This window comes from Marinomonas sp. G8-14 (genome assembly GCF_055808935.1).
On sequence record NZ_CM147891.1, the window covers coordinates 3,729,005 to 3,743,944 of the forward strand.

Consider the following 14,940-nt stretch of genomic DNA (forward strand, 5'->3'; position numbering starts at 1 on the left):
TTTTTTGTATAGTGTTGTGAATCTGTGATGTTAAGACTAATAAATGACACTTTTTAGTGAGTAGGGAGACATTTTTCATGAATCATCAAAGGAGCTTATATTGAGTAAGACGTTTCGGTCTCTTGCCAATCCGAATTATCGTATTTGGTTTGGTGGCGCTGTCATTTCTAATATTGGTACTTGGTTACAGCGTACTGCTCAGGATTGGATTGTTATTGCCGAGTTATCTGATAAGAATGCCTCAGCCGTTGGGTTGGTGGTGTTTTTGCAATTCGCACCACAAATATTGCTGTTGCCTATTACGGGGTGGGCGGCGGATCGGCTGGATCGCCGTAAACTCTTGTTTACGACGCAATGTTTGATGGCCGGGTTGGCCTTGATATTAGGTTTGTTGGTCTTGAGTGGGCATGTGGTGCTTTGGCAGGTGTGCGTTTGTGCGTTTGCCTTAGGATGTGTGGCGGCCTTTGATGCTCCTGCAAGACACGCATTCGTTTCAGATATTGTCAGTGAGAAAGAGTTGTCCAATGCCGTTGGGCTTAATTCTGTGTCGTTTAATTCGGCTCGCCTCGTTGGCCCTGCTATTGCGGGTCTGTTAATTGCGTCGGTTGGCAGTGGTTGGGTATTTATGATCAATGTGCTGTCTTTTGTACCGTTGTTAATCGCGTTGCACCTGTTTAAACACCGATTGCCGAAAGTCGAAGCAGATAACAGTAAGAAAACGCCGGATGTGGCGAAGTTCTTAGACGGTTTTCGCTATATTTGGCAACATCGAGAAATGGCCGTGATTTTAGTGATGTCGTTTTTGATTTGCAGTTTGGGAATGAACTTCTCGGTGTACTTGTCCGCTATGACGGTGCATGTTTTCCAAGGGCACGCAGACCAATATGGTTTTTTGATTTCAATGATGGCAATTGGCTCTATTTCGGGCGCCATGGTGACCGCCAGTCGCCGCTCTTCACCGACTTTTCGCTTTATGATTTATGTGGCTGCTATGTTTTCTGTCAGCTGTCTTTTGGTCGCTATTAGTCCGTCGTTTTGGTCTTTTGCTGTATTGCTGATTTTCCTTGGCCTTAGTTTGCAATTGTTTACCACGTCCACCGCATCATATATGCAGGTGGCAACGCAGAAGCGTTACCGTGGTCGAGTGATGGCGGTGGTGTTGGCGACGGCATTAGGAAGTACCGCGTTGGGCGCGCCTTTGGTTGGTTGGGTGGCCGATGTATTTGGGGACTCGGTGGGCAATCGGGATGGGCAGTTTATCGGGTATGGTAGCGGCAATGTTAGGTTTTTGGTTTTTGCGTCAACAAGCTAAAGCACCATTGAAGATGGAGTCCCACGATAAATTGCAGTAGTCTAAGTAACTCAAGATGCCATTGCTAAAAACGGTATATTCTTTTGCATAAGTCTAAAAAAAACGAAGGAGAAATCTATGTCACAGCATTTGGTATTAAGTTTTATTGGTGAAGATCGTCCCGGTATTGTTGAGCGTTTGTCTGACACGATTGCTCGGCATCATGGTAACTGGTTAGAAAGCCGCATGGCGCATCTGGCAGATAAGTTTGCTGGTATTTTAACGGTGACTGTTCCCTTGGAGCACCAAGAATCACTAGTTAACGCATTGCGTAACTTTGAGCAACTGGGCTTGCGTGTCACGGTCGAAATGGCGAAACAGAACGTCACCGAAGGGTCGACTTTGTCGCTGTCTGTGGTCGGCAACGATCGTCCAGGGATTGTTAAAGAAGTATCGCAAGTGCTGCATTCCTTGATGGTCAACGTCAAAGAGCCTCACCACCACTTGTGAGCCTGCGCCGATGAGTTCCGAGATGCTGTTTAAAACCGACATGGTATTGGTTGTGCCAAAGGGGTTGCCATTATCTGAATTGGAAGCTGCTCTCGAGAAAATAAGCAGCGACTTAATCGTTGAATTATCCGTTGATCGTTTAGTTTAACGTCGGTGGGTATCAAAACGCTTGAGCATAAAGTCAATCAAGAGGCGTAGCCGAAAAGGCATATTATCTCGGTCACGGTAGAGCATCTGGCAGCCTCGAGGTTGATTGCTCCATTCAGGTAAAACTTGTCGAAGTTCTCCCGAGTCAATCAAGGGTTGCGCGTGATAATCAGGTATGAATCCGATGCCTAAGCCGTCTTGAATCGCGCGAGTGAGCAAACTCATGTCGTCTACTTTTAGGCGAATGTTGCTGTTTGGCTTGTGGTCTTGCATCTCTCCAGAGACAGTGTTTTGCAGCTTCCATGTAGACATAGGCGAACACAAGACCGTGGGAAAGCCGTCTAAGTCGTAGGGCGTTTTTATGCTAAACAGGTCTAAATTCACTGAGCCACAGATGACAAAGCGGATATTAGTTAAATGCCTGCCAATCCAATGGTCGGCATTATGATCGCCGACGCGAAATGCAATGTCGATGGCTTCTTCCTCAATATCGATAGTTTGATTCGATAGACGTAAATCTAAATGGATATCAGGGTATTGATTTAAAAAGGCATTAAAGTGCTGAGCTAAAACGTGAACACCGAAATTCACTGGTGCCGATATTCTAATGGTGCCTTTGGCTTGGGTGTTGTCCTGTAAAAGACATACGGCGACGTCGTTCAACTCTTCAAACAGAGGTAAGCTTCTTTCGTAATAGCGTTGTCCTGAGTGAGTAAGCTGTACTCTGTGTGCATCTCGATTTAATAATCTAATGGCCAAGTCTGCTTCGAGTTTGGCAATACGTCGACTCAATGTGGACAGCGGTATTTCTAACGCAATGGAAGCTTGTTTAAAGCTGCCATGTTGTGCAACCGCGCAAAAACAACGCATGTCATCAAGGGAATAATTAAATTTCATATCTGGAATTTACTATCTCATTTTTGTCTATTTATGCCGAATTTAAAATCTATACACTAAGGATCATATTTTCAAGTGTCCTTTTAGTGGAGAAAGGTATGAATCGTTCGGCGAATATGAATGCCGTCTTGTTATTATTACTGTGTACATTTTTTTGGGGAGCGTGTTTCCCTGTGGGTAAACATGCGTTGGGAGAAGTACACGCGCTTACCTTGGTTATTTGGCGTTTTGCTATCGCTGCTATTTGTCTGTTTATTTATGCTAAGTGGAAAAACATTCCAATGCCTAGTCTTACGACCAAACAATGGACGTGGGCGATTGGCATTTCTATTGTTGGGGTGGGCGGCTTAAACCTTGGTTTGTTTACTGGTTTAGCTCATACCGATGCAAGTAATGGTGCCCTTATTATGGCGCTTAGCCCATTGGCTACATCTTTGATTGGTTCTTTGTTGCAACGCAAATTGCCTGCTCGCGGCGCCGTGTTTAGTTTGGTGGTTTGTTTGTCTGGTGTCTTGCTGGTGTTAACCAATGGTGAACTAAAACGCTTGTTGGGTTTTGAGTTCAATCACGGTGATCAAATGATTTTTCTAGGCATGTTGTGCTGGAGCCTTTATACCTATTTAACTCAGGGTGTGAGCCGTTGGATGCCGATGATTCCATATACTTTAGTTGGCATGTTATCGGGATTAGGGGTGATTTCTTTGGTCACGGTGTTTAGTGCTGAGGTTCATCCTCTGCAAGAAAGTTTGGCGATCAGTGGCAATGTTTTGGGTGACTTATTGTTCATCGGTGTGTTTGGCACTGTGGGTGGTTACTTGTTGTGGATTTCTGGGGTGACGCAACTCGGTGCAGCCAACGCATCTTTGTTCTTCAATTTCGTTCCTGTTTTTGCCGCGCTTACCGCTTTTGCTTACGGACAGAATGTGACTGAACTGCAGCTGCTTGGTGTGGCGATTGTGATTGCTGGCTTGTTGCTGCCAAGACTTGCTAAATGGCAGCAACAAAGACGCGTTAATCGACAAGAGGCCACATCGATTGGTTAAGCATTACAATGAAATTCAAAGTGCTTCGATGTTTTTCAAGCACCATTCTGCTCTATGTAACACGGCGTGCTTTTGCGCGTCGTTTTGCTTATCCCAATTGCCATAAATCATGCCGATGCGTGGATTGGTTGCGAGACGTTCTCTATGCTTGACCATAAAGCGCCAATACAAACTGTTGAGTGGGCAAGATTCCTCACTGGTTTTTTCTTTCACCTTGTAATGACAATCGCTGCAGTAGTCGCTCATTTTTTGCATATAACTGCCACTGGCGGCATAGGGTTTGGACGCGATCCAGCCACCGTCAGCAAATTGACTCATGCCACGTGTGTTAGGTAGCTCTACCCATTCTAAGGCGTCTACATAAATCCCTAAATACCATTCGTCGACTTGTTGTGGTTCAATCTCTGTTAACATGCAAAAGTTCCCTGTCACCATCAGTCGCTGAATATGGTGGGCGTATGCATAATCGAGTGATTGCCCAATGGCGCTGGCAAGGCACTTCATTTTCGTCTGTCCATGCCAGAAGTAGTTGGGTAAATTTCGCTGGGCTTGTAACGCATTCTGTTCTTGATAATCTGGCATATTGATCCAATACATGCCGCGGACATATTCGCGCCAGCCGAGAATTTGCCGCACGAAACCTTCGATTTGCGCAATGTCGATGGTGTCGTTTTCTTGATAGGCCGTAATCGCGGCTTTGATGACATGCTTTGGGCTGATCAATTTCGCGTTAAGCGCAAAAGACAAACGTGAATGGTACAAGCTCCAACTATGGGGTGTTTGGTTTGTCATCGCGTCTTGAAAGCGGCCAAAGTTCGGTAGCAAGTGCTTACAGAAAAAATCGAGCAAATTCAATGCGTCTTGGCTGGTCACAGGCCAAAGTAGACGAGAGTCTATTTTTCCAAGAAACGGAATCTCGTGACGCTGAATGCGTTCAAGCAAATGTGCCACATCATGCTGAAAACACAGCGGAGCTGGAATGTCGGCGAGGTCTTTTGTTTTTAGCTTATTGCGATTGGCGTTGTCATAGTTCCATTGGCCGCCTTCTGGTTCTCTATCGCCTGTCATCAATATATTAAAGCGCTGGCGCATCTTACGGTAAAAGTGCTCCATACGAACCGTGTGTTTGGCTTGAAAAAAATCCGGTATCTCATGAAAAGGCAATAAAAAGTGTTCGCTATCGACCATGCTGACAGTCAGTTTAGCTGTGTCCGTGATCAGGGCGTGATATTGCTGCAACACACGATATTCATCGGGGCGCTGCAGCTCTATACGATCAATATTATGTTGTTTAGCGAGGCTTAAAATGACTTCTTCAAGGCTCTGGTTTTGCGTGTCATCCAAAGTGAGATAACACACGTCATGGCCGTTTTCTTTTAAGGCGCTAGCAAAGCGTTCCATGGCGAGGAAAAACGTGCAAAGCTTTTGAATATGATGTGTGACATAGGTAGCTTCTGGATGCAGCTCGGCGATGACATATAACACACCTTGATCTTGTTGTTTGAACCAAGAGTGCGCGGCGTTAAGCTGATCGCCAAGAATGAAACGTAAGGTGTGGTACTGTGTCATGGGGATCCTTTGGTTTTTTTAGACCGTTTAGAGGGTCTAACATGCGTGGCTAAGATGCGTTGCTTTTCCTGTTTCACCTCAAATTGCTGACGATACCCCCACAGTCTGTCTCTCGCCGCTTTTCCGGCCTCTACTAGCGGAACAATAGGGGCTGGGTAATCGACACCAACATGACATTGATATAAGGCTTCTTCCATGGGCGTCATTTCCCAAGGAGCATGAACAAGAGGAGCGGGGACTTCTTTTAATTCTGGCACCCAACGGTGAATAAATTCGCCATCGGGATCTTGGTCTTGGGCTTGTTTAAGTGGGTTGTAGATGCGTATTGTATTGGCGCCCGTCACGCCGGCTTGCATTTGAAATTGCGGGTAATGAATACCAGGCTCAAAGTCTAAAAATAGGCGAGCTAGATGATGCACACCTTGTCGCCAATCAATGTTCATATGATGGCATAAAAAACTCACCATCATGGCTCTCATACGAAAATTCATATAGCCCGTTGCGTTGACAGCGCGCATGCACGCATCAATGATTGGATAGCCAGTCTGACCTTGTTGCCAAGCCTGTAAATCGGCATCGACTTGTGCATCTTGGCGATAAGGGAAAGCGTCGTAGGCGCGATTGACGGGTCGAAACTCCATCGCACATTCGCTTTCGAATTTCTGCATAAAATGGCAATGCCAATGTAATCGGGAACTTAAGGCGATGAGTGTTCGACGCCAGCCAGGAGTTTGCCAGCGAGACAGTAGGTCTTGGTAGACCTCTCTTAGGCTGATATTCCCCCACGCCAAATAAGGGGATAATCGAGTACAAGCGGAACGGCTGTTCAGAGGGCTTGAAATAGAGCGATAATAATCCTTACCTCGGCCGTTATAAAAGCTTTCTAGGGTACGCCAAGCCAGCGTTGGGCCGCCAGTCTGCATGCCCTTTTGAGGTGTTTTCCATGACTCCGGTAAGCTGATGTCCACATGCTCTAACGGATACCAAGAAAGATGGTTGAGTTTGATGTCGACAATGGGCGAGCGCATCACTTTTTGCCAAGCATCGTCCCATGACACTCTATTTTTGAGCGCACGAATGACCGCACCCGTTGGCGACTCTTGCCAGTGAATATGGTTGAGTCGACACCAGTGCTTTACTTTTTTATCGCGCTGAAACGTTAGATCTATACCAATTTCTTCACTGCTGAACAGTTGATCGAATTGAGTTTGCTGGTGGAGTTCTATTAGTGCCTCTAAGGCTTCTTTATAGACAATGTACAAACGTCCACCGACCTCAACCAGTTGTTGGTTAATGTCCTCTAAAGATTGCCACACAAAACGCCAATGGCGTACATCGTAATGTGGGTCTGCCACCAAGCTCGGCTCAAAAGCATACAGTACAATGAGCGGCCTATTTTGTTCGATCGCATTGGCAAGTGGCTCATGGTCTGTAAGGCGCAGATCGCGCTTTAACCAAACGACGACTGGGTTAGTAGATAACAACATTATGAATGAGGGTAAATCGGCCAGTCGGCGGCGTCGACCGAGTCCAATTGGGTGTCAAAGACTTGGCCTTGCCATTTATGAATAAAATGTTGGTTTGGGTCGTATTGTTCGGTTTGCTTTTGCAAATTGAAGTGACGGCCGCCTCTTGGATCGGCGCCAACGCCCGCTATGTATTGCCAATTCCCCCAGTTTGAGTCGACATCATAATCGATCAATTGCTGCTCAAAATAAGCCGCACCGTAACGCCAATCGATGCCTAGTTCGTAGATCAAACAACTGGCCACTATTTGACGTCCGCGGTTGCTCATAAAACCCGTCTGATTGAGCTGTTTCATACAGGCGTTCACTAAGGGATAAGGTGTATTGCCTTGACTCCATTTGCGAAAACGCTCCGCGTAATAACTGGCTTGTGTTTGCTTACCCGATAATCCGCCGGGTAAAAAAAGCTGTTTGCCGTAACGGGTGGCGTACCAGTGAAAGTACTCGCGCCAAAGCAACTCAAAGTAAATCCAATAGGTCGATTCACTGGCGCCATGGTCACGCTCGTAAGCGTCCAAACTGGCTTTGATTTGCCGTACCGATACACTGCCTTGTGCCAACCAAGGTGAAAATTTGGTGGAGTTTTCCCAGCCGTCTAATTCGTTGCGAGTTTCTTTATAAAGACTGGGCAAATTTGTCGAAAAGTAGTCACTTAATTGATCCATTGCGGCTTGCTCGCCACCTGTAAAGGCGCCGTTTTCCAAGCTTGAGACATCTTGCCAAGGACGAATTTTTTGGATATTGAAAATGGCCGCAGGCGGCAAGGTTTCCACGGACGGCAATGGAGACGCAGGGTGAATGTTTTCGACAAAGCGGCGAAATTTTGAAAAAGAGCTGGGCAGTTCGGTTATCTCAAAAGGCAGCTGAGAGGGTCTAAACAAACTCAAATCATGTCCTAAATGAACGCGAACGTCGGGGAACTGATGGATGATACGCTTAAGCGCTTGCTGTTCATCCCAGCCACCGTGGTGGTTTCGATAAAGGTGAGAGATAGGTACTTCGTTTAGCAGCAAGTTTAAGCTGGTGGCCGCATCCATAGAACTAATGAATAAGGTTTGCCCTAATGCTTGTAGCTGTTGCGCTAGGTCTTTAAGTCCTTGATTTAAAAAGCGTCTTCGATTCGCAGACATGCCCTGTGTGGCATATCGACTGGGACGATTGTTATGGGGACTCATCGCAATACAGGCAAACCAGATGATCGACCTCCTGTGCTGCTTGCCACAACATATCTTGATCAGCACAACGCAAATCATTTCCAAACCACATGACGCCCACTTTCATTATAAACTTCCTATAACATTGCTCTCTATATAAGCCTAGTACGTATTTAAGAGACAATTAGATTGTTTTAAATCGTTTTTTTGTTTTTTCAGTGAGCAAAATAGAAAAATACACGTTTATTTTACGGGGATGATAAAAACCATATCAAAAATAAGGTTATAATGGGTGAAATTTTCCTGTTAACGTCAAAGGTAGTGATAAACAATGAGTCTTCCTAATTGCCCACAATGTAACTCCTCTTATGTGTACGAAGATCAAGCCATGCTGATTTGCCCTGAGTGCGCGCACGAATGGAATCCAAATGAAGTTGTGGTGGACGAAGATGCGCTTATTATCAAGGACATGGGCGGCAACGTGTTGCAAGAAGGCGACAAGGTGACCTTGGCAAAAGACCTTAAAGTAAAAGGATCGTCTCAAGTGCTAAAAATTGGCACCAAAGCGACGATTAAACGTTTTGTAGATGGCGACCACGATATTGACTGCAAATTGGATGGTGGCGGTGAAATGATGCTGAAATCTCAATTTGTGAAAAAGTCTACAGTCTAAACAACAGACAATACGTTAGACGCCATTCAATAGTATTTGGTTAAAACGAAATGCCTTCTGATTGAGTCAGGAGGCATTTTTTTATCGCTTATGTCTACGTATTAATGTGTCTTTTGGATTGATTTTTTTAGTTTTTTTCGCTTTCTAGGGATTCTTTTTGTCTTCACAATGCATGGCTGGTTTTTATTTGCTTGGGGGCGTAAGCTGCCTTGGTTGGGTTGATATTTAGTCAATCATGATTCTTTATAAGGCGTATAGGTACTATGTTTAGCCAACTTAAAATTTCTCAGCGTTTGGGGTTAGGATTTGCTTTTATCTTTGCGCTATTGTTGCTGATTGCCTTAGTGGGAATGCAGCGCGTTAATGTGATTGATAACACATTAACGAGTGTGCGTGATGGCGCTACGTTGAAGCAACGTTATGCGATTAATTTTCGTGGCAGCGTCCATGACAGAGCTATTGCCGTTCGTGATGTTGTCTTAGCCTCGGATCCTGCGCGTCTGAATCAAGAGCCTCACCTTGATTAAAGAGTTAGACTCGTTTTATCAGCAATCGGCGAAATCTATGAGTCAACTCATGTTGGCCGAAGCTTCCTCAGTTGAAAGAGGCCTGTTAAAAGCTATTCAAGATATTGAAGTCACGACACAGAAGTCGACGAAAGCCTTGTTGGATTTGGCTCAACAAGGCAATACTACGCTTGCCACTGAACTGTTAATGCAAGACGTATCCCCAGCTTATACGGAATGGCTAAAACGCATAAATGCTTTTATTAATCACCAGGAAGAGGTCATTAATGAAGACATTGGCGTTGTGATGAGGGTTGCCAGTACGTTTGTTAAGTTAATGCTGATCGTTACTCTTATCGCCGCGGTCTTCAGTGTTCTAGTAGCGATTACCTTGATTCGAAGCATACAAGCGCGAATTGGCGGCGAACCTGAAGATGTTGCCGAGCTAGTGCAGCGAATCGCCGATGGGAATCTGAATGTCAAAATAGAAACGAATTATCCCAACAGCATGATTGGGAGTGTTCGCACCATGGTGTCGCGTTTACAACAAATTATCCTAGATGTGCGTAGTGCCGCCGATGAACTCGACATTGCGTCGTCTGAACTGAACACCACGGCAAATGAAAATAACCGTCGTCTTCGTCAGCAGTCTTCCGATACCACACAAATGGCGGCTGCCATCAACGAAATGTCGGCCTCGGTTTCTGAAGTCGCAGGCCACGCAGGCCACGCAGCAGAAGCAACGCAGAAAGTGGATCGCGAAGTAGAAAGTGGTAACACAAAAGTCAATTCAACCGCAGAAGCCATTATGCATCTGTCTGAGACATTAGAGTTGGCCGCAACAACAGTCGAGAAAGTGTCGGTTGATAGCGGCAATATTGAAAAAATCACCGACGTTATCAGCGCCATTGCAGAACAGACGAATTTATTGGCGTTGAACGCCGCCATTGAAGCGGCGCGAGCAGGTGAACATGGCCGAGGCTTTGCGGTTGTGGCCGATGAAGTACGTTCATTGGCGACACGTACACAGCAGTCGACCAGCGAGATTAGTAACATGATCGTTCGTCTACAAGAAGGATCAAGCAAAGCCGCTGAGATCATGAACACCAGTCGAGAGCGGGCGCAAAAAACCGTTGAACAAACTCAAGAAGCCCGTGCCGCTTTGGCGAGTATTCGTACTGAGGTTATGGCGATTAATGACATGAACACGCAAATCGCGCAAACGTCAGCGGAGCAAGAGCGCGTGGCGGAAGACATGAACTTAAATATTACCCGAGTACACGAAGCCACCATGGAAAGTGCTTCTGGCTCTGAGCAAGTGGCTCAATCGAGTGAACGCCTTGCGCAATTATCGAAGAAACTGACCACAAAAGTGAGCTTTTTCAAGGCGTAACCACGCCAGCGAAACACAATAAAAGGGCCTTTGAATGACAAAGGCCCTTTTATTTACTAACGTTATCTATCATGTATTTCTTAAACTTAGTATTTGTTTAAGACCTTCGCTTTAAAGACATAACTACCAAATGGCACTAATGACGCAACAAAACCCATCAAGGCGTGTTTTGATGAAACCCCATAGCGAGACACACTTAACGCCAGAAGAATATTAAACAAGATAAACAAGCCACCATGAATCGGGCCAATGATGCTCACATACTCAGGCATGTCCATCAGGCGCTTCAATGGCACGGCAATGAAGAGCAACAATAGTAGCGATGTGCCTTCTAAAATGGAGATAAAACGTAACATTTTCATACTATGTCTCTTGTGTTGAAGTGTGTTGAAAAACGTACCAAGCACTAATCAGACCCCAGAATAGCATTTTAATTTCATTCCAAGGTTGGTTATTTAAAGAGTGGAATCATGTAAGCAGAGTCATTCAGTGTGAACGCGTTTTTTCTATCCAAGCCTTAGTGCCATTACTGCTTTTCCGACACCGTTGTCATTTATTTTATGTACCACTTCAAAGTCATGCTTTAAATACAAATCAATATTGTGTTGTTCGCATTGCAGATACAGCGACGAAATCCCAACGCTCTTAGCGTGATGAAAAGTGTGAGGCAGGATAATGTTGGAATAACCGTGTCCACGTTTATCTGCTGGAACGAAAACACCACCGAGCCAAGCCTTGTAGTCGGGAAAATCAGGATGTTCATGGAACTTCAGCTCCGCTACAGCCAGCAAGTCGTCATTATCATGCAATACAAAAGAGATCGGCAGTGCCGCTCTACTTTCTGCCATGAGGGTCACTTTTTGGACAATATCCTCTATTGAAGTGTTGGGCGTTAAATGCCGCCATTCATTGAAATACCACTGAGCAATCGTGGGAATGAATTGTTTTTTGTCGGCGAGGAATGAGACTGTCATCATTGTCCTTAACGTTTTCAAATAAGCTCTAATTTTAGTTTTTTACCTAACGCTGTCACTGCATTATCCAAGTTATGAAACATGAAAGAAGTATTACTTGGATCAAGCCGTCTATCCAATTCAGATTTAGGTGTCTTTCGGGGTTTCTTTATAGAGGTATTGCGTAAAATTAGTTCGTTATTGAGGTATTGGAAAGAGAGCGATTTGCTAATTTATGAGTTGTTCCGATCATCATTCCATAACGATATTGAAATAGTGAGGGGTAAGAAAAATAGGTTTGAGCTGTAATTAAATTGGCATTTAATAAAAAAACATGTCATTTTATGTCGCCTTATTTGTTATGAACAAAAAGGAGACGTTTGTTTTATGAAAAAAATCACCACATCGTTACTCGTTGCCTTGCCTTTATTGAACAGTAGTGCTGTGTTTGCAGCGGATCAAGATACTGTCTGTAAGTCAAAAGAGTACAATATGGCGCTGCGTTATCAGCAACAGTCTGCCGAAGTGATGGCACTCCAACTACAGGCTTATCAGTTTGCAACACAGCGTTTTATACAGATTTTAGCGAACCATGATTCCGATAAAAAGCCTGCTGTGGTGTTGGATTTGGATGAAACTGTGATAGATAACACGCCATTATTAGTTCGTGATGTAAATAATTGTCACGATTATACATCTTGGGATACTTGGAGTGATTGGGAGAAAAAAGGCGAACCGACCTTGATTCCAGGCGCAAAAGATTTTATCGATTTTGTTACCCAGCAAGGCGTGAAAATTTACTATATCTCAGATCGTTTTCAAGAGAACAAAGCCGACACGATTAAGACTCTGAAAAAACTGAAGGTTGCTCAAGTAAGCAGTGATAATGTGTTGTTGTATACCGAGTCGAAAGAAGCACGTCGTGATATTGTTCGCAAAGAGCACGATATTCTTATGTTGATTGGCGATAGCTTGCATGATTTTGCTGCCGAGTTTAAAAATAAGGAATCGACAGAGTACCAACGCGGCTTAGTTGCCAAAGAAGCCAAGCATTTTGGTAACGATTGGATCGTTATGCCTAATGCCTCCTATGGCTCTTGGTCGAAGTCAGAGCTAAAAGCATGGGATGAAAAAGCCGCTGAATAGAGCATAAACAGCCAATACGAATTTAGGTTTGTATTGGCTGTTTATCGTGTTCGTCTTTTAGTAATGGTAACGACACTGAACAATGTACAACTGGTTATCATCGACTTTATAGACAAGTCTATGTTCTCGGTCTATACGGCGTGACCAGTAGCCAGACCAATTGTGTTTTAGTGGCTCTGGATCGCCAAGCCCTTCAAAAGGCTGACGTAAGATATCTTTGATAAGTGTATTGATGCGTTTCAGCGTCTTCTTATCTTTTTGTTGCCAGTATAGATGATCATCCCACGCATGATCGGCTTAAGAAAAATCATTCCTCGATTAGATTCCTTTCTACTGTGTTGCCAGCTTCCATTTCGGCAATGGCTTCATTTAATCGCGCTGCATTTTTCGGACTCGCCATTAGATACGCGGTTTCTTCATAGGCTTGGAAATCTTCCAAGCTAATCAGCACAGCTGGTTTCCCGCCCTGACGAGTAATGAGAACAGGCTTATGATCGTCATTCACTTTATCAAACGTGCTAGCAAGATTTGCTTTAAAAGCTGAGTAACTTAACGTATCCATAATATCTTCCTTAAAGTAAGAACTTAAAATTGTACTTGTACTTATTTTTTCTACGCAAGACTAAGGGCGTGTTTCAACACACTTCAAATAAAGTGACTTCTACCAAGTCGGGTTTGCGCACGCCAACGCCGATAAAGACGCGTTCGGTGATCCATTGGAAGCGTTCTGCGCTGGTTTCGAATTTTGGCACACAGCGGAAGTAGACGTCTTTTGGGTCAACCACTTCGCCGTTTTTTATTTTCTGGGTGACGTCCTCCGAGGCGACGCGGATGGCGTCATTGTGGATGTAGATGCGTTCCCCTTGGTCGGTTTCAATTGCGTAGCGGGCATCAAGGTGGGTCATACGTGGGGAAACAATAACTTGATAGTCGGCGCCACCGCCCAGTACCTTGCCTTGCCAACCTTCCCCGGTTACTTTTCCACCCAGAATAGGGATAATACGGCGTTCACCGTGCAGGGTGTGTCCAATCTCTTGGGGGACGGCCACTTCTACTTGCAGTGTGGCAAAGAATTTAAGTTCGGGAGCGTGTTGCATAAATCACCTCTTTGTTTTTGTTGTTGAACGGTATTTAGTTAGTATTATTGTTACTTATAGCTCGTATCGATACACGATCATTCCACAGGGCCTCTTTTTATGAAAACCGATAAAAGCACGTTGTCTCGCTTGCCCTTGCAATCCCTGCGTCACCTTGAAGCTGTCGTTCGGCTGGGTAGCTTTGAAGCGGCGGCTCGTGAACTAAGTGTGACACCGGGGGCGGTGAGTCAGCAAATTCGTCGGCTTGAGGATCGCCTTGAAGTAGCTCTGTTTCAACGCCTTGGCAATCGCTCCAAAGCCAACCACATTGCTGTGGAACTGGCTAAGGCGTTACAAGCAGCGTTCTTAATGATCGAAGAAGCCATTGAGACGAACATCGGTCATAAAGAGCGCAGTTCGGTGCAGATCCACCTTTATCAAACGTGGGCGAATCGCTGGTTGATCCCGCGTATTGAGACCTTTGCACAAAGCCATCCTGATATTTCCGTGGAGTTCGAGACGGGCGTTGTTTTACCGCAAAGCGATTATGACTTGGCGTTAAGTATGTCTTTGGAAATACCGTCCGACACGGAAAAGTCGCCGTTGTTTACTCCTCATTTGTGCCCTGTGTGTACTCCGGCGATGGCGGATCGGATTCAAACAGCCGAAGATATTTTAAGCTTGCCAAGAATCGCCTCCAGCAACCGTTTGGATGACTGGGGAACATGGTTGAAAGCCGCCAATTTGTCTTCCGACGAGCGCAAGCCGATCATGGTTTTTCCTAACTCCACTTTGGTGTATGAAGCTGCTTTATCCGGGGCTGGCGTGGCTATTGCGCAATTGGAGCTGGTCTTGGCAGATTTGGAGTCAGGACGCTTGGTGCGCCCTTCGTCCATTGTGACAAATCACATTCATCCGATTAATCTGGTGCGTCGTACTGGTTTTCGTGTGAGTCCTGCCATTGCACAATTCACCGATTGGCTGACCAAGGAAGCCACTGTTTTACGAGACAGAACAGAAGCGTATTTGCGTCAATCCCACTCTGATTTAAAGTAA

The 14,940-nt window shown here is 45.1% G+C and carries 18 protein-coding genes and 1 pseudogene; 9 read left to right on the forward strand and 10 right to left on the reverse strand.

Going from position 1 to position 14,940, the window contains the following annotated elements:
• Positions 1–100: 100 nt before the first annotated feature.
• The 3 genes from AC0L6V_RS18960 (at position 101) to AC0L6V_RS18970 (ending at position 1,949) form a co-directional block, all read left to right on the forward strand.
• Positions 101–1,312 (forward strand): MFS transporter, encoded by a 1,212-nt coding sequence (locus AC0L6V_RS18960; RefSeq protein WP_265219908.1) that lies wholly within the window; start codon positions 101–103, stop codon positions 1,310–1,312.
• Between the two features lie 117 nt (positions 1,313–1,429).
• Entirely contained in the window at positions 1,430–1,801 is a 372-nt protein-coding gene (locus tag AC0L6V_RS18965) for a glycine cleavage system transcriptional repressor (RefSeq protein ID WP_418138505.1), read from the forward strand.
• Between the two features lie 22 nt (positions 1,802–1,823).
• Positions 1,824–1,949: an ACT domain-containing protein gene (locus AC0L6V_RS18970; RefSeq protein ID WP_265219910.1), complete on the forward strand. Its 126-nt coding sequence runs from the start codon at positions 1,824–1,826 to the stop codon at positions 1,947–1,949.
• Here AC0L6V_RS18970 and AC0L6V_RS18975 read toward each other — a convergent pair.
• On the reverse strand, positions 1,946–2,845 hold the full coding sequence (locus AC0L6V_RS18975; protein ID WP_265219911.1) for a LysR family transcriptional regulator: 900 nt from the start codon (positions 2,843–2,845) through the stop codon (positions 1,946–1,948). The two genes, AC0L6V_RS18970 and AC0L6V_RS18975, sit on opposite strands and share 4 nt — an antisense overlap.
• Positions 2,846–2,943: 98 nt before the next feature.
• Between AC0L6V_RS18975 and AC0L6V_RS18980 the strand changes: the two genes are divergently transcribed.
• Positions 2,944–3,888 (forward strand): DMT family transporter, encoded by a 945-nt coding sequence (locus AC0L6V_RS18980; RefSeq protein ID WP_265219912.1) that lies wholly within the window; start codon positions 2,944–2,946, stop codon positions 3,886–3,888.
• A gap of 15 nt (positions 3,889–3,903) precedes the next feature.
• Here the strand turns inward: AC0L6V_RS18980 and AC0L6V_RS18985 are convergent, their stop codons facing one another.
• From AC0L6V_RS18985 to AC0L6V_RS19000, 4 genes are read right to left on the reverse strand one after another with little or no spacing between them, the layout of a single operon-like run.
• Positions 3,904–5,457: a cryptochrome/photolyase family protein gene (locus AC0L6V_RS18985; RefSeq protein ID WP_265219913.1), complete on the reverse strand. Its 1,554-nt coding sequence runs from the start codon at positions 5,455–5,457 to the stop codon at positions 3,904–3,906.
• Entirely contained in the window at positions 5,454–6,944 is a 1,491-nt protein-coding gene (locus AC0L6V_RS18990) for a cryptochrome/deoxyribodipyrimidine photo-lyase family protein (RefSeq protein ID WP_409418920.1), read from the reverse strand. The genes AC0L6V_RS18985 and AC0L6V_RS18990 overlap by 4 nt, the downstream gene beginning before the upstream one ends.
• On the reverse strand, positions 6,944–8,158 hold the full coding sequence (locus AC0L6V_RS18995) for a DASH family cryptochrome (protein WP_265219916.1): 1,215 nt from the start codon (positions 8,156–8,158) through the stop codon (positions 6,944–6,946). The genes AC0L6V_RS18990 and AC0L6V_RS18995 overlap by 1 nt, the downstream gene beginning before the upstream one ends.
• A complete protein-coding gene (locus AC0L6V_RS19000; RefSeq protein ID WP_418138506.1) occupies positions 8,145–8,264 on the reverse strand; it encodes a deoxyribodipyrimidine photo-lyase in 120 nt (39 codons plus the stop codon). The genes AC0L6V_RS18995 and AC0L6V_RS19000 overlap by 14 nt, the downstream gene beginning before the upstream one ends.
• Positions 8,265–8,468: 204 nt before the next feature.
• Here AC0L6V_RS19000 and AC0L6V_RS19005 point away from each other — a divergent pair, with 204 nt between their 5' ends.
• The 3 genes from AC0L6V_RS19005 to AC0L6V_RS19015 all read left to right on the forward strand — a co-directional run bounded on the left by AC0L6V_RS19005 (position 8,469) and on the right by AC0L6V_RS19015 (position 10,709).
• Complete coding sequence (locus AC0L6V_RS19005; RefSeq protein WP_111607451.1) at positions 8,469–8,810, forward strand: zinc ribbon domain-containing protein YjdM; 342 nt, start codon at positions 8,469–8,471, stop codon at positions 8,808–8,810.
• A 263-nt stretch (positions 8,811–9,073) separates the two neighbouring features.
• Positions 9,074–9,337: an MCP four helix bundle domain-containing protein gene (locus AC0L6V_RS19010; protein WP_418138507.1), complete on the forward strand. Its 264-nt coding sequence runs from the start codon at positions 9,074–9,076 to the stop codon at positions 9,335–9,337.
• Between the two features lie 37 nt (positions 9,338–9,374).
• On the forward strand, positions 9,375–10,709 hold the full coding sequence (locus tag AC0L6V_RS19015) for a methyl-accepting chemotaxis protein (protein WP_418138508.1): 1,335 nt from the start codon (positions 9,375–9,377) through the stop codon (positions 10,707–10,709).
• Between the two features lie 86 nt (positions 10,710–10,795).
• On the opposite strand, the gene AC0L6V_RS19020 is transcribed toward AC0L6V_RS19015, so the two are convergent.
• A complete protein-coding gene (locus AC0L6V_RS19020; protein WP_111607449.1) occupies positions 10,796–11,071 on the reverse strand; it encodes a DUF3817 domain-containing protein in 276 nt (91 codons plus the stop codon).
• Positions 11,072–11,215: 144 nt separating this feature from the next.
• Entirely contained in the window at positions 11,216–11,686 is a 471-nt protein-coding gene (locus tag AC0L6V_RS19025) for a GNAT family N-acetyltransferase (RefSeq protein ID WP_265219919.1), read from the reverse strand.
• A 363-nt stretch (positions 11,687–12,049) separates the two neighbouring features.
• On the opposite strand from AC0L6V_RS19025, the gene AC0L6V_RS19030 reads away from it, so the two are divergent.
• Positions 12,050–12,808, forward strand: coding sequence for a 5'-nucleotidase, lipoprotein e(P4) family (locus AC0L6V_RS19030; RefSeq protein WP_265219920.1), 759 nt, complete (start codon positions 12,050–12,052; stop codon positions 12,806–12,808).
• A 57-nt stretch (positions 12,809–12,865) separates the two neighbouring features.
• On the opposite strand, the pseudogene AC0L6V_RS19035 reads toward AC0L6V_RS19030, so the two are convergent.
• From AC0L6V_RS19035 to AC0L6V_RS19045, 3 genes and pseudogenes are all read right to left on the reverse strand, one after another.
• Positions 12,866–13,102, reverse strand: a pseudogene (locus AC0L6V_RS19035) (Txe/YoeB family addiction module toxin); the annotation flags it as partial.
• A gap of 13 nt (positions 13,103–13,115) precedes the next feature.
• Entirely contained in the window at positions 13,116–13,370 is a 255-nt protein-coding gene (locus AC0L6V_RS19040) for a type II toxin-antitoxin system Phd/YefM family antitoxin (protein WP_137168958.1), read from the reverse strand.
• Between the two features lie 73 nt (positions 13,371–13,443).
• Positions 13,444–13,905 carry a DUF3237 domain-containing protein gene (locus AC0L6V_RS19045; RefSeq protein ID WP_265219921.1) on the reverse strand — a complete coding sequence of 154 codons (462 nt, stop codon included), beginning with the start codon at positions 13,903–13,905 and terminating at the stop codon, positions 13,444–13,446.
• Positions 13,906–14,004: 99 nt separating this feature from the next.
• Here AC0L6V_RS19045 and AC0L6V_RS19050 point away from each other — a divergent pair, with 99 nt between their 5' ends.
• Entirely contained in the window at positions 14,005–14,940 is a 936-nt protein-coding gene (locus tag AC0L6V_RS19050; protein WP_265219922.1) for a LysR substrate-binding domain-containing protein, read from the forward strand.

What these genes read in the sequence shown, in the direction of transcription:
- AC0L6V_RS19030 (WP_265219920.1), top strand. Translation starts at nt 12,050, where the DNA reads ATGAAAAAAATCACCACATCGTTACTCGTTGCCTTGCCTTTATTGAAC.
- AC0L6V_RS18975 (WP_265219911.1), bottom strand. Translation starts at nt 2,845, where the DNA reads ATGAAATTTAATTATTCCCTTGATGACATGCGTTGTTTTTGCGCGGTT.
- AC0L6V_RS18990 (WP_409418920.1), bottom strand. Translation starts at nt 6,944, where the DNA reads ATGTTGTTATCTACTAACCCAGTCGTCGTTTGGTTAAAGCGCGATCTG.
- AC0L6V_RS19040 (WP_137168958.1), bottom strand. Translation starts at nt 13,370, where the DNA reads ATGGATACGTTAAGTTACTCAGCTTTTAAAGCAAATCTTGCTAGCACG.
- AC0L6V_RS19015 (WP_418138508.1), top strand. Translation starts at nt 9,375, where the DNA reads ATGAGTCAACTCATGTTGGCCGAAGCTTCCTCAGTTGAAAGAGGCCTG.
- AC0L6V_RS18985 (WP_265219913.1), bottom strand. Translation starts at nt 5,457, where the DNA reads ATGACACAGTACCACACCTTACGTTTCATTCTTGGCGATCAGCTTAAC.
- AC0L6V_RS18980 (WP_265219912.1), top strand. Translation starts at nt 2,944, where the DNA reads ATGAATCGTTCGGCGAATATGAATGCCGTCTTGTTATTATTACTGTGT.
- AC0L6V_RS19045 (WP_265219921.1), bottom strand. Translation starts at nt 13,905, where the DNA reads ATGCAACACGCTCCCGAACTTAAATTCTTTGCCACACTGCAAGTAGAA.
- AC0L6V_RS18995 (WP_265219916.1), bottom strand. Translation starts at nt 8,158, where the DNA reads ATGAGTCCCCATAACAATCGTCCCAGTCGATATGCCACACAGGGCATG.
- AC0L6V_RS19020 (WP_111607449.1), bottom strand. Translation starts at nt 11,071, where the DNA reads ATGAAAATGTTACGTTTTATCTCCATTTTAGAAGGCACATCGCTACTA.
- AC0L6V_RS19050 (WP_265219922.1), top strand. Translation starts at nt 14,005, where the DNA reads ATGAAAACCGATAAAAGCACGTTGTCTCGCTTGCCCTTGCAATCCCTG.
- AC0L6V_RS18970 (WP_265219910.1), top strand. Translation starts at nt 1,824, where the DNA reads ATGCTGTTTAAAACCGACATGGTATTGGTTGTGCCAAAGGGGTTGCCA.
- AC0L6V_RS19010 (WP_418138507.1), top strand. Translation starts at nt 9,074, where the DNA reads ATGTTTAGCCAACTTAAAATTTCTCAGCGTTTGGGGTTAGGATTTGCT.
- AC0L6V_RS18965 (WP_418138505.1), top strand. Translation starts at nt 1,430, where the DNA reads ATGTCACAGCATTTGGTATTAAGTTTTATTGGTGAAGATCGTCCCGGT.
- AC0L6V_RS19000 (WP_418138506.1), bottom strand. Translation starts at nt 8,264, where the DNA reads ATGAAAGTGGGCGTCATGTGGTTTGGAAATGATTTGCGTTGTGCTGAT.
- AC0L6V_RS19005 (WP_111607451.1), top strand. Translation starts at nt 8,469, where the DNA reads ATGAGTCTTCCTAATTGCCCACAATGTAACTCCTCTTATGTGTACGAA.
- AC0L6V_RS19025 (WP_265219919.1), bottom strand. Translation starts at nt 11,686, where the DNA reads ATGATGACAGTCTCATTCCTCGCCGACAAAAAACAATTCATTCCCACG.